The organism is Pseudomonas sp. BN102, assembly GCF_029871245.1.
Lineage (GTDB): Bacteria > Pseudomonadota > Gammaproteobacteria > Pseudomonadales > Pseudomonadaceae > Metapseudomonas.
This window is the reverse complement of the sequence record NZ_SSON01000078.1, coordinates 129,318-142,416: the sequence shown is the minus strand read 5'-3', so window position 1 is coordinate 142,416 and position 13,099 is coordinate 129,318. Positions and strand designations below refer to the sequence as shown.

The 13,099-nt window shown below is 65.7% G+C and carries 12 protein-coding genes; all 12 read left to right on the top strand.

What is annotated here, in order from left to right:
* Positions 1 to 216: 216 nt before the first annotated feature.
* The 12 genes from E8F12_RS26695 (at position 217) to E8F12_RS26640 (ending at position 13,045) form a co-directional block, all read left to right on the top strand.
* Positions 217 to 1,689 (top strand): sigma-54 dependent transcriptional regulator, encoded by a 1,473-nt coding sequence (locus E8F12_RS26695; RefSeq protein ID WP_280328229.1) that lies wholly within the window; start codon positions 217 to 219, stop codon positions 1,687 to 1,689.
* A 110-nt stretch (positions 1,690 to 1,799) separates the two neighbouring features.
* On the top strand, positions 1,800 to 3,005 hold the full coding sequence (locus tag E8F12_RS26690; RefSeq protein ID WP_280328228.1) for an ATP-binding protein: 1,206 nt from the start codon (positions 1,800 to 1,802) through the stop codon (positions 3,003 to 3,005).
* 6 nt (positions 3,006 to 3,011) lie between these two features.
* Positions 3,012 to 4,418, top strand: a complete 1,407-nt coding sequence (gene fleR, locus E8F12_RS26685) for a sigma-54-dependent response regulator transcription factor FleR (RefSeq protein ID WP_280328227.1) — start codon at positions 3,012 to 3,014, stop codon at positions 4,416 to 4,418.
* A gap of 244 nt (positions 4,419 to 4,662) precedes the next feature.
* On the top strand, positions 4,663 to 4,995 hold the full coding sequence (gene fliE / locus E8F12_RS26680) for a flagellar hook-basal body complex protein FliE (protein ID WP_280328226.1): 333 nt from the start codon (positions 4,663 to 4,665) through the stop codon (positions 4,993 to 4,995).
* 14 nt (positions 4,996 to 5,009) lie between these two features.
* A complete protein-coding gene (fliF, locus tag E8F12_RS26675) occupies positions 5,010 to 6,797 on the top strand; it encodes a flagellar basal-body MS-ring/collar protein FliF (RefSeq protein WP_280328225.1) in 1,788 nt (595 codons plus the stop codon).
* On the top strand, positions 6,790 to 7,806 hold the full coding sequence (fliG, locus tag E8F12_RS26670; protein ID WP_280328224.1) for a flagellar motor switch protein FliG: 1,017 nt from the start codon (positions 6,790 to 6,792) through the stop codon (positions 7,804 to 7,806). Before fliF ends, fliG begins: the two co-directional genes overlap by 8 nt.
* 10 nt (positions 7,807 to 7,816) lie before the next feature.
* On the top strand, positions 7,817 to 8,614 hold the full coding sequence (fliH, locus tag E8F12_RS26665) for a flagellar assembly protein FliH (RefSeq protein ID WP_280328223.1): 798 nt from the start codon (positions 7,817 to 7,819) through the stop codon (positions 8,612 to 8,614).
* Complete coding sequence (fliI, locus tag E8F12_RS26660; protein ID WP_280328222.1) at positions 8,604 to 9,956, top strand: flagellar protein export ATPase FliI; 1,353 nt, start codon at positions 8,604 to 8,606, stop codon at positions 9,954 to 9,956. Before fliH ends, fliI begins: the two co-directional genes overlap by 11 nt.
* A 6-nt stretch (positions 9,957 to 9,962) precedes the next feature.
* Positions 9,963 to 10,412, top strand: coding sequence for a flagellar export protein FliJ (fliJ, locus tag E8F12_RS26655; RefSeq protein WP_280328221.1), 450 nt, complete (start codon positions 9,963 to 9,965; stop codon positions 10,410 to 10,412).
* Positions 10,413 to 10,647: 235 nt separating this feature from the next.
* Positions 10,648 to 10,953, top strand: a complete 306-nt coding sequence (locus tag E8F12_RS26650) for an STAS domain-containing protein (protein ID WP_280328220.1) — start codon at positions 10,648 to 10,650, stop codon at positions 10,951 to 10,953.
* A gap of 11 nt (positions 10,954 to 10,964) precedes the next feature.
* Complete coding sequence (locus tag E8F12_RS26645; RefSeq protein ID WP_280328219.1) at positions 10,965 to 12,659, top strand: fused response regulator/phosphatase; 1,695 nt, start codon at positions 10,965 to 10,967, stop codon at positions 12,657 to 12,659.
* A 32-nt stretch (positions 12,660 to 12,691) separates the two neighbouring features.
* A complete protein-coding gene (locus E8F12_RS26640) occupies positions 12,692 to 13,045 on the top strand; it encodes an Hpt domain-containing protein (protein WP_280328218.1) in 354 nt (117 codons plus the stop codon).
* The last annotated feature ends 54 nt before the right edge of the window (positions 13,046 to 13,099 follow it).

The window sequence follows — 13,099 nt, the reverse complement described above, 5'->3', positions numbered from 1 at the left end:
CCGGACGATTCTCTTCTGCCACTAATTCGATACTGCACCGACAACCCTTTAGCCTTTCCGTCGGTTCAATCAAAAAAAGCACGCCATAAAATTGACTCGGCAAGGGTTTTTAACTTTACTAGTGGCCAATTGCCGGTCAACTCCCGCCGCTGGGATGTGCCGTCTACCCATGCGTCGCCCAAAGCGGCGTTCAGCCCTAAAAGCAAGAACCAGACAATGTGGCGTGAAACCAAAATTCTGCTGATCGACGACAACAGCGATCGCCGCCGCGATTTCGCGGTGATCCTGAGTTTCCTCGGTGAAGAGCACCTGGCCTGCGCCAGCCACGACTGGCGCGAGATGACGGACCCCCTGGGTTCCAGCCGCGACGCCCAGTGCGTGATGCTGGGTGAGGTCAGTGCCAAGGGCGGTGTGCTCGAACTGATCAAGCAACTGCTGGCCTGGGACGAGTTCCTGCCGGTGCTGCTGATCGGCGACCAGATCCAGGCGGACTGGCCGGAGGACCTGCGCCGGCGCCTGCTGGTCAGCCTGGAAATGCCGCCGAGCTACAACAAGCTGCTCGACTCCCTGCACCGCGCCCAGGTTTACCGCGAGATGTACGACCACGCCCGCGAGCGCGGCCGTCAGCGCGAGCCGAACCTGTTCCGCAGCCTGGTGGGCACCAGCCGTGCCATCCAGCAGGTGCGGCAGATGATGCAGCAGGTGGCCGACACCGACGCCAGCGTGCTGATCCTCGGCGAATCCGGCACCGGCAAGGAAGTGGTGGCGCGCAACCTCCATTACCATTCCAAGCGCCGCGAAGCGCCTTTCGTACCGGTCAACTGCGGCGCCATCCCGGCGGAGCTGCTGGAAAGTGAACTGTTCGGCCATGAGAAGGGCGCCTTCACCGGCGCCATCACTAGCCGGGCAGGGCGTTTCGAACTGGCCAACGGCGGCACGTTGTTCCTCGACGAGATCGGCGACATGCCGCTGCCGATGCAGGTCAAGCTGCTGCGCGTGCTGCAGGAGCGCACCTTCGAGCGGGTCGGCAGCAACAAGACGCAGAACGTCGACGTGCGCATCATCGCCGCCACCCACAAGAACCTCGAACAGATGATCGAGGCCGGCAGCTTCCGCGAAGACCTCTACTATCGCCTCAATGTGTTCCCCATCGAGATGGCGCCGCTGCGCGAGCGGGTGGAAGACATCCCGCTGCTGATCAACGAACTCATCGCGCGCATGGAGCACGAGAAGCGCGGTTCCATCCGCTTCAACTCCGCCGCCATCATGTCGCTGTGCAACCACGACTGGCCGGGCAACGTCCGCGAGCTGGCCAACATGGTGGAGCGCATGGCGATCATGCATCCCTACGGCGTCATCGGTGTCAGCGAGCTGCCGAAGAAATTCCGCCACGTCGATGACGAGGACGAACAGCTCAAGGCCAGCCTGCGCGAGGAGATCGAAGAGCGTTCGGCTATTGGCGCCGGCCTGCCCGGAGTCGCCGCCCAGGCGCTGTTGCCGCCGGAAGGCCTGGACCTCAAGGACTACCTCGGCAACCTCGAGCAGGGGCTGATCCAGCAGGCGCTGGACGATGCCTCGGGTGTGGTGGCCCGCGCCGCCGAACGCCTGCGCATTCGCCGCACCACCCTGGTGGAGAAGATGCGCAAGTACGGCATGAGCCGTCGCGACGAGGAATTGGCGGAAGAATAATTCCGCTTTTTCCAAGTCGCTGTTTTATAAGGATATTTTTTTAGGCACGGGTATTGCTATGTCTCCCTCGACCGACCGTCTGCTGACGGTCGATGGAGCGAGAGAAGAGCATGAACCCAGCCGTCATCCCCGCGCAGAATCCGCAAGCGTCCCCGGCCGAACAGGCCAGCCGCGCTGGCCTCGAACAAGCCTTTGCACTGTTCAACCAGATGTCGGCGCAGCTCAGCGAGTCCTACAGCATGCTGGAGGCGCGGGTCACCGAGCTGAAGGGCCAATTGGCCCTGGTCAGCGCCCAGCGCATGCAGGAACTGGCGGAGAAAGAACGCCTGGCCAACCGCCTTCAAAGCCTGCTGGACCTGCTGCCCGGCGGCGTCATCGTGATAGACGGGCAGGGCGTTGTACGCGAGGCCAACCCGGTGGCGCGCAGCCTGCTCGGCCAGCCCCTGGCGGGCATGCTCTGGCGCGAGGTGATCGCGCGCAACTTCGCGCCGCGGGAAGACGATGGCCATGAAATTTCCCTCAAGGACGGCCGCCGGCTTTCCATCGCCACCCGCTCCCTGAATGCCGAACCCGGCCAGTTGGTGCTGCTCACCGACCTGACGGAAACCCGTCGCCTGCAGGACCAACTGTCTCGCCACGAGCGTCTGTCCGCCCTCGGGCGGATGGTCGCCTCCCTGGCCCACCAGATCCGCACGCCGCTGTCCGCCGCCTTGCTCTACGCCAGCCACCTCAGCCAGCAGGTGTTGCCGGTGGAGCAGCAGCAGCGCTTCGCCGGCCGCCTCAAGGAACGCCTGCACGAACTGGAGCACCAGGTGCGCGACATGCTGGTGTTCGCCCGCGGCGAGCTGCCGTTGCCGGATCGCCTGGCGCCGCCCGAACTCTTTGCCGCCCTGCGCGCTTCGGCGGAGTCCCATGCGGAGGGCAAGCAGGTGCGCTGGCAGTGCGACCTCGCCGAGGGCGAGCTGTTGTGCAACCGCGACACCCTGGTGGGGGCCATGCTCAACCTGATCGAGAACGCCAGCCAGGCCGCCGGCCGCAACCTGCGGCTGAAGGTCCATCTCTGCCGCCGCGGCGGCGACCTGCGCCTGACTGTCAGTGACAACGGTCCCGGCATCGACGCCAGTACCCTGGCGCGGCTGGGCGAACCCTTCTTCACCACCAAGACCACCGGCACCGGCCTCGGGCTGGCCGTGGTCAAGGCGGTGGCGCGCGCCCACCAGGGCGAGCTGCGGCTGCGCTCGCGGCCCGGCAGAGGTACCTGCGCCACCCTGGTCCTGCCGCTGATTCCCGCGGCGCAATCGGTTACTCAGGAGTAAAGGACGATGACTGCCAAAATTCTGCTGGTCGAGGATGATCGCGCCCTGCGTGAAGCCCTGGCAGACACCCTTCTGATCGGCGGCTACGACTTCCGCGCGGTGGACTGCGCCGAAGCCGCCCTGGTGGCCCTGGGTGAGGAGTCCTTCGGCCTGATGGTCAGCGACGTCAACATGCCCGGCATGGACGGCCACCAGCTGCTGGCCGTGGTCCGCCAGCGCCATCCGCAACTGCCGGTGCTACTGATGACCGCCTATGGTGCCGTGGAGCGCGCGGTGGAGGCCATGCGCCAGGGTGCCGCCGATTACCTGGTGAAACCCTTCGAGCCCAACACCCTGCTGGAACTGGTGGCGCGCCATGCCCTGGGCCGCGTTGCCCCGGCCGCCAGCGACGGCCCGGTAGCCCTGGAACCGGCCAGCCGCCAACTGCTGGAACTGGCCGCTCGGGTGGCACGCAGTGATTCCACCGTGCTCATCTCGGGCGAATCCGGTACCGGCAAGGAGGTGTTGGCGCAGTACATCCACCAGCAGTCGAACCGTGCTGGCGGGCCCTTCATTGCCATCAACTGTGCGGCCATCCCGGACAACATGCTCGAGGCCACCCTGTTCGGCCACGAGAAGGGCGCCTTCACCGGCGCCATTGCCAGTGCGCCGGGCAAGTTCGAACTGGCCGACGGCGGCACCCTCCTGCTCGACGAGATTTCCGAAATGCCCCTGGGGCTGCAGGCCAAGCTGCTGCGCGTGCTGCAAGAGCGTGAAGTGGAGCGGGTGGGCGCGCGCCGGCCGATCAGTCTGGATATCCGTGTGCTCGCCACCACCAACCGCGACCTCGCCGGCGAAGTCGCCGCCGGGCGTTTTCGCGAGGACCTCTACTATCGGCTCTCGGTCTTCCCCCTGGCCTGGCGCCCGTTGCGCGAGCGCCCGGCGGATATCCTGCCGCTGGCCGAGCGTCTGCTGGCCAAGCACGTCAAAAAAATGAACCACGCCGCCGTGCGCTTCTCCAGCGAGGCCCAGGCGACCCTGCTGGCCCATGCCTGGCCGGGCAACGTGCGCGAACTGGACAACGCCGTGCAGCGCGCGCTGATCCTACAGCAAGGCGGCCTGGTCCAGCCCCACGACCTGTGCCTGACCACCCCCATCGGCATGGCCATGGCGCCCGTGGCCCCGATCCCCGCACCCCTGGCCGCGCCGGTGGTCCCGCTGCCGTCGGCCGCCGCGCCGGTCGAAGCCAGCGCCCTGGGTGACGACCTGCGCCGCCACGAATTCCAGATGATCATCGATACCCTGCGCTCCGAACGCGGCCGCCGCAAGGAAGCTGCCGAGCGCTTAGGGATAAGCCCGCGTACCCTGCGCTACAAGCTGGCGCAGATGCGCGATGCGGGGATGGATGTGGAGGCGTACCTGTACGCCAGCTAACGCTGCATGGACTACCTGTAGGGGCGAATTCATTCGCCATGGGCCGCGCAGCGGCCCCCTCTTGGCGGTACCCCGGATCCAGGTGAAACATCCAGGGCAGACCTTCGGCCTGCTTGGCAAATGAATTCGCGCCTACAACGCAGCGCTAGCCATCTTCCGCTCCCGTTCTCTTGGCACCCTTGTTGCACATACCCCTTCATCACGCCGCGCAGCGTCAAAAAATCGCGGCAGCAGGAGGAATGTCATGAGTCAGGGTGTCGAGTTCAATCGGCTGATGTTGGAAATGCGAGCCATGCAGATGGATGCCATGGCGCGTGCCAAGCCCGCCCCTGTGGCAACTCCGGAGGCCAGTGCGCCGAGCTTCGCGGATATGCTCGGACAGGCCGTCGACAAGGTCGCCGATACCCAGAAAGTTTCCACCGAGCTGGCGTCCGCCTTCGAGGTGGGCCAGAAGGGCGTGGACCTCACCGACGTCATGATCGCGTCGCAGAAAGCCAGCGTGTCCTTCGAGGCCATGACCCAGATGCGCAACAAGCTGGTCCAGGCCTACCAAGACATCATGCAGATGCCGGTTTGAGGACGGATTGAGAGATGGCTGAAGCCGCTGTTGCAAAGGTCCCCGCCAAGGCAGATGCATCGATCGATGCAGGCGAGAAGAAGCCGCTGTTCGGCCTTTCGTTCCTGGAAAACCTCTCGCAGATGACCATGCTGCGCCAGGTCGGCCTGCTGGTCGGCCTGGCTGCCAGTGTCGCCATCGGTTTCGCCGTGGTGCTCTGGTCGCAGCAGCCGGACTACCGGCCGCTGTACGGCAGCCTGTCGGGGATGGATGCCAACCAGGTGGTGGACGCCCTGACCGCCGCCGACATCCCCTACAAGATCGAACCCAATTCCGGCGCCCTGCTGGTCAAGTCCGAGGACGTCGCCCGCGCCCGCCTGAAACTCGCCGGCGCCGGCGTGGCCCCCAGCGACGGCAACGTCGGCTTCGAGATCCTCGACAAGGAGCAGGGCCTTGGCACCAGCCAGTTCATGGAGGCCACCCGCTATCGCCGCGGCCTGGAAGGCGAACTGGCGCGCACCGTCTCCAGCCTGAACAACGTCAAGGGTGCCCGCGTGCACCTGGCTATCCCGAAGAGTTCCGTGTTCGTCCGTGACGAGCGCAAACCCAGCGCCTCCGTTCTGGTTGAGCTCTACCCGGGTCGTACCCTGGAGCCGAGCCAGGTGATGGCGATCGTCAACCTGGTGGCCACCAGCGTGCCGGAGCTCGACAAGTCCCAGGTCACCGTGGTCGACCAGAAAGGAAACCTGCTGTCCGACCAGCAGGAACTGTCCGAGCTGACCATGGCGGGCAAGCAATTCGACTACACCCGCCGCATGGAAACCCTCTACACCCAGCGCGTGCACAGCATCCTCCAGCCGGTGCTGGGCAATGGCCGCTACAAGGCGGAAGTCTCGGCGGACGTCGACTTCAGCGCCGTCGAATCCACTTCCGAGATGTTCAATCCGGACCAGCCGGCCCTGCGCAGCGAGCAGAAGCTTGCCGAGGAGCGGCAGAACAACGGCGGTCCGCAAGGCGTGCCCGGTGCGCTGTCGAACCAGCCGCCGGCGCCGGGTGCCGCGCCGCAGCAGGCCACCGCCGCCGCTCCCGCCGGTGTGACGCCGGGGCAGCCGCTGCTGGACGACAACGGCCAGCAGATCATCGACCCGGCCACCGGCAAGCCGATGCTCGCGCCGTACCCCACCGACAAGCGCGACCAGTCCACCCGCAACTACGAGCTGGACCGTTCCATCAGCTACACGAAGCAGCAGCAAGGCCGCCTGCGCCGGCTCTCCGTCGCCGTGGTGCTGGACGACCAGGTCCGCGTGGACCCGCAGAGCGGCGAGACCAGCCATGTGCCCTGGACCGCCGACGCGATCGCCCGCTTCACCCGTCTGGTGCAGGATGCGGTGGGCTTTGATGCCAGCCGTGGCGACAGTGTCAGTGTGATCAACACCCCCTTCATCGCCGACAGCGGCGAAGAGGTGCTCAACATTCCCTTCTACACCCAGCCCTGGTTCTGGGACGTGGTGAAGCAGGTGCTCGGTGTGCTCTTCATCCTGGTCCTGGTGTTCGGCGTGCTGCGCCCGGTGCTGAACAACATCAGCGGCGCCGGCAAGGGCAAGGAGCTGGCCGGCGGCCGTGATGCCGAGCTGGGCGAGATGGGCGGGCTGTCCGGCGAACTGTCGGATGACCGCGTCAGCCTCGGCGGGCCGCAAAGCATCCTCCTGCCCAGCCCGAGCGACGGGTATGATGCGCAGCTCAATGCCATCAAGAACCTGGTCGCGGAAGATCCTGGCCGCGTGGCTCAGGTAGTCAAAGAATGGATCAACGCCGATGAGTGAGAACCGCGCCGCCGCCAAGCTGACCAAGGTCGACAAGGCCGCCATCCTCCTGCTTTCCCTGGGCGAGACCGATGCCGCCCAGGTGCTCCGTCACATGGGGCCCAAGGAAGTGCAGCGGGTCGGCGTGGCCATGGCGCAGATGCGCAACGTTCACCGTGAGCAGGTGGAGCAGGTGATGGGCGAGTTCGTCGAGATAGTCGGCGACCAGACCAGCCTGGGCGTCGGCGCTGATGGCTATATCCGCAAGATGCTCACCCAGGCCCTGGGCGAGGACAAGGCCAACAACCTGATCGACCGCATCCTCCTGGGCGGCAGCACCAGCGGGCTGGACAGCCTGAAGTGGATGGAGCCGCGCGCCGTGGCCGACGTGATCCGCTACGAGCACCCGCAGATCCAGGCCATAGTGGTCGCCTACCTGGACCCGGACCAGGCCGCCGAGGTGCTCAGCCACTTCGACCACAAGGTGCGCCTGGACATCGTCCTGCGCGTGTCCTCGCTGAACACCGTGCAGCCTTCCGCGCTCAAGGAGCTGAACCTGATCCTCGAGAAGCAGTTCGCCGGCAATGCCAGCACCACCCGCACCACCATGGGTGGCGTGAAGCGCGCGGCGGACATCATGAACTTCCTCGAAAGCTCGGTCGAAGGCCAGTTGATGGACTCCATCCGCGAAGTGGACGAAGACCTTTCCACCCAGATCGAGGACCTGATGTTCGTCTTCGACAACCTCGCCGACGTCGACGACCGCGGCATCCAGGCGCTGCTGCGGGAGGTTTCCTCCGATGTACTGGTGCTGGCCCTGAAGGGCTCGGACGAGGCCATCAAGGAAAAGGTCTTCAAGAACATGTCCAAGCGTGCCGCCGAGCTGTTGCGCGACGACCTGGAAGCCAGGGGCCCGGTGCGCGTCAGCGACGTGGAGTCGGCGCAGAAGGAAATCCTCACCATCGCCCGCCGTATGGCCGAAGCCGGGGAAATCGTCCTCGGCGGCAAGGGCGGCGAAGAAATGATCTGAGGTGGTATCCATGGCCAGCAAGGAATCGGCAAGCGAACTGATCCGCGCCAAGGACGCCAAAGTCTTCGACCTCTGGTCCCTGCCCAGCTTCGACCCGGACGCCCCCGCGCCCGTCGAAGCGGAACCGGTGGAGGCTATTGCCGAGGCGCCGTCCGAGCCTGAACCGCAGATCGAGGAAGTGCCGCCGGAGGCCGTCAAGCCGCTGACGCTGGACGAGCTGGAGGCTATCCGCCAGGACGCCTACAACGAAGGCTTTGCCACCGGCGAGCGCGACGGCTTCCACGCCGGCCAGCTCAAGGCCCGGCAGGAGGCCGAGGCCGCTACCCAGGCGCGCCTGGCGCAGCTGGAACGGCTGATGGGCCAACTGCTGGAGCCCATCGCCGAGCAGGATCGGCAGATCGAAGAATCGCTCGTGCACCTCACCAGCCTGATCACCCGCAAGGTGATCCAACGTGAGTTGCGCCTGGATTCCAGCCAGATCCGCCATGTGCTGCGCGAAGCCCTGAAATTGCTGCCCATGGGCGCGAACAATGTGCGCATCCACATCAACCCGCAGGACTTCGAGCTGGTCAAGGCAATGCGCGAGCGCCATGGAGAGAGCTGGCGCATCCTCGAGGACGAATCCCTGGAGCCGGGCGGCTGCCGGGTCGAGACCGAGCATTCGCGGATCGACGCCAGCATCGAGACACGCCTGCAGCAGGCCATGAAGCAGCTGTTCGAACAGCAACGCGAACAGAAGGTCCACCCGCCCTCGGCCGACCTGGTACTGGACCTGGATTCCCCGGACAGCCCCGACCATGCGTATTGAGCGCACCAGCTTCGGCAAGCGCCTGGCGGGTTACAACGACGTCGTCGAACTGCCGTCCCAGCCCATAGTCGAGGGCCGCCTGCTGCGCATGGTCGGCCTCACCCTGGAAGCCGAAGGCCTGCGCGCCCCGGTGGGCAGCCGCTGCCTGGTGATCAACGACGACAGCTACCACCCGGTGCAGGTGGAAGCCGAGGTGATGGGCTTTTCCGGCAGCAAGATCTACCTGATGCCGGTGGGCAGCCTTTCCGGTATCGCCCCCGGTGCCCGTGTGGTGCCGTTGCCGGATACCGGCCGCCTGCCCATGGGCATGTCGATGCTCGGCCGGGTGCTCGACGGCGCCGGTCGCGCCCTGGACGGCAAGGGTGGGATGAAGGCCGAGGACTGGGTGCCGATGGACGGCCCCACCATCAACCCGCTGAAACGCCACCCCATCGACGAACCGCTGGACGTGGGCATCCGCTCCATCAACGCGCTGCTCACCGTGGGGCGCGGCCAGCGCCTCGGTTTGTTCGCCGGCACAGGGGTCGGTAAGAGCGTGTTGCTGGGCATGATGACCCGCTTTACCGAAGCCGAGATCATAGTCGTCGGCCTGATCGGCGAGCGGGGTCGCGAGGTGAAGGAGTTCATCGAACATATCCTCGGCGAAGAAGGCATCAAGCGTTCGGTGGTGGTGGCGTCCCCGGCGGACGATGCACCGCTGATGCGCCTGCGTGCGGCCATGTACTGCACGCGCATCGCCGAGTACTTCCGCGACAAGGGCAAGAACGTCCTGCTGCTGATGGACTCCCTGACCCGTTTCGCCCAGGCCCAGCGCGAGATCGCCCTGGCCATCGGCGAGCCGCCCGCCACCAAGGGCTATCCGCCCTCGGTGTTCGCCAAGCTGCCGAAGCTGGTGGAGCGCGCCGGCAATGCGGAGCAGGGCGGGGGCTCCATCACCGCCTTCTACACCGTGCTCTCCGAGGGCGACGACCAGCAGGACCCCATCGCCGACGCCGCGCGCGGCGTGCTCGACGGGCACTTCGTGCTGTCCCGCCGCCTGGCCGAGGAAGGGCATTACCCGGCCATCGACATCGAAGCCTCTATCAGCCGGGTGATGCCGCAGGTGGTCAGCCCCGAACACATGAAGCTGGCCCAGCGCTTCAAACAGCTCTGGTCGCGCTACCAGCAGAGCCGCGACCTGATCAGCGTCGGCGCCTATGTCGCCGGCGGCGATCCCGACACCGACCAGGCCATCGCCCGCCAGCCGGCCATGGGCGCCTTCCTGCGCCAGGCCCTGGACGAGAGCGAAGGCCTTGCCCAGAGCGGTCAGCGCCTGGCCGCGAGCTTGGGAATCCAGGGCTGATAGCACATGTCACGCAATCGGGCGGCGCGCCTGGCGCCAGTGGTGGAAATGGCCGAGCGCGCCGAACGGGAAGCGGCGCGCATGCTTGGCCGTTGCCAGGGCCAGCTGACCCAGGCCGAAATGAAGCTCGGCGAGCTGGAGCGCTACCGCGCCGACTATCAGCAGCAGTGGATCGAAGAGGGGAGGCGAGGCGTTTCCGGCCAGTGGCTGATGAACTACCAGCGCTTCCTTTCCCAGCTCGAATCGGCCATCGGTCAGCAGTTGCAGAGCGTCAAGTGGCACCGCGACAACCTCGACAAGGCGCGTGCCGCCTGGCAGCAGCGCTACGCGCGGCTGGAAGGTCTGCGCAAGCTGGTGCAGCGTTACCTCGACGAAGCCCGCGCGGCGGACGACAAGCGCGAGCAGAAGCTGCTGGATGAGCTGGTGCAGCGCCTGCCGGTGAATAGCCACGATTAGATTGGTGCCGTAGGGTGCGCCGTGCGCACCAGGCCAGCGGCACGCAGTTATGAAAGCAGGGAGGACAGGGCGGGCCTGCGGTCTGCATCGCGAATGAATTCGCTCCTACAGGGTTCGTTGGACCCTTTGCTCAGAACCATAAATTCTCCCCTGACACCGCTTTCCAGTTGCCCTGCCCGGATGCGGGTGCTAAATCTTCTCCACGCGCATTCCGCACTTGAACAAGGAGCTTTGCATGGCCATCACCTCGATGCCCTCCGATGATGGGCAGGAGCTGACCATCTACATCCAGGGGCGATTCGATTTCGGGGCCCACCAGGAATTCCGCGACGCCTACGAGCGCGTCAATATCACTCCCAAACGCTACGTCGTGGACCTGCGGGGCACCACCTATCTCGACAGCTCCGCCCTCGGCATGCTGCTCCTGCTGCGTGATCACGCCGGCGGTGAGCGTGCGCAGATACGTCTTGCCAACTGCACCCCCGACGTCCGCAAGATCCTCGCCATCTCCAACTTCGAACAACTGTTCCAGATCGCCTGAGGCCAATCGCCATGCCCGCGCCGCTGACGATCCTGATCGCCGAGGACAACGCGGCGGACAGGCTGCTGCTCTCCACCATCGTCAACCGCCAGGGCCATCGCGCCCTGACCGCCGCCAATGGTCGTGAGGCCGTGGCGCTGTTCCAGGAGGAGCAGCCGCAGCTGGTGCTCATGGATGCCCTGATGCCGGTGATGGACGGTTTCGAGGCGGCGCGCCGGATCAAGCAGCTGGCGGGCGAGTCCCTGGTGCCGATCATCTTCCTCACCTCGCTCACCGAGAACGAGGCCCTGGTGCGCTGCCTGGAAGCGGGCGGCGACGACTTCCTCGCCAAGCCCTACAACCGGGTGATCCTGGAAGCCAAGATCAAGGCCCTGGACCGCCTGCGCCGGCTGCAGGACACCGTGCTGCAGCAGCGCGACCTGATCGCCCGGCATAACGAGCACCTGCTCACCGAGCAGAGAGTGGCCAAGGCGGTGTTCGACAAGGTGGCGCACTCCGGCTGCCTGAGCGCGCCGAACATCCGCTACCTGCAATCGCCCTATGCGCTGTTCAACGGCGACCTGCTGCTGGCCGCCTACAAGCCGTCCGGCGGCATGCACGTGCTGCTCGGCGACTTCACCGGCCACGGCCTGCCCGCTGCCATTGGCGCCATGCCCCTGGCCGAAGTGTTCTACGGCATGACCGCCAAGGGCTACGCCATGGCGGATATCCTGCGGGAGATGAACGCCAAGCTGAAACGCATCCTGCCGGTGGGGGTGTTCTGCTGCGCCACCTTCCTCAACCTAAGCTTCCAGCGGCGCATGGTCGAGGTATGGAACGGCGGCCTGCCCGATGGCTACCTGCGCCGCGCCGACACCGGCGCATTGGTGCCCCTGGTATCACGCCACTTGCCGCTGGGCGTGCTCGACCAGACGAGCTTCAACGCCCACTTCGAGGCGTATCCCATCGAGACAGATGACCGGATCTTCCTGGTTTCCGACGGCGTGCTGGAAACCCGCAACGACAGCGACGAAGTCTTCGGCGATGAGCGCCTGCGTGCAGTGTTCGACGCCAATGGCGACGGCAATCGGCTGTTCGACGAAATCCAGCTGGCCCTCAGCGCCTTCCGCGGCCATGCCCAGGACGACGTCAGCATGATCGAAGTGCGCATGCTGGATGAGGTCACCGAGCGCGCCAAGCTGGCCTTCACCGACAGCGGCCAGTCCAGCCCGCTGGACTGGTCGGCCAACTTCGAATTCCGTGCCCAGACCCTCAAGCGCTTCAATCCCTTGCCCTTCCTCCTGCAGCTGCTGCTGGAAGTCCAGGGCCTGCGCGACCAGGGCGGCGCCCTCTACACCGTGCTCGCCGAGCTTTACTCCAATGCCCTGGAACACGGCGTGCTGGGGCTGGACTCCTCGCTCAAGGGCAATGCCGAAGGATTCGCCCGCTACTACCGCGAGCGCACCGAGCGCCTGGCCGGGCTGGAGGCCGGTTATGTGCGCTTTCACTTCCAGCTCATTCCCGAAGGGCGAGGAGGGCGCCTGCTGCTCGATGTGGAGGACAGCGGCAAGGGCTTCGACCTGAGGGAGGCGCTGGTCCGCCGGCCGAACGTGGAAAGCCTCTGCGGACGCGGCCTGACCCTGGTCAGCCAGCTCGCCGCGTGCTGCGAGCCGACCAAGGACGGCAAGGGCATACACGTCGAATTCCGCTGGCCCAATAAGGCATAATTTTCGGATGTTCAGTACAGGGAGTGACGGATTTGTCTGATATCCATCTCGACCATTCTGTGCTGTCTGCGCTGCGGGACGTCATGGAGGATGAGTTTCCTGTCTTGCTGGATACCTTTCTGGCGGATTCCGTGGAGCGCCTGCGCCAGATCCAACAGGCGCTGGCCCCGTCCGACAGCCAGGCCCTGCGCTTGGCCGCCCACAGCTTCAAGGGCAGTTGCAGCAACATGGGTGCGCCCGTGTTATCCGGCTTGTGCAAGCAGCTGGAAGACATCGCCCGGCGCGAGCAACTCGCCGATGCGCCCGCGTTGATCCGGCAGATCGAGGAGGAATTCCTCGTTGTCCGAAGCCTGCTGCAGGAAGAACTTCAGGGCCAGAAGCGCTGACCGCCGTCCCCCTCCTGCCGTCCGGATGTTGGCCCGTCCCTTGCTACCTCAGGG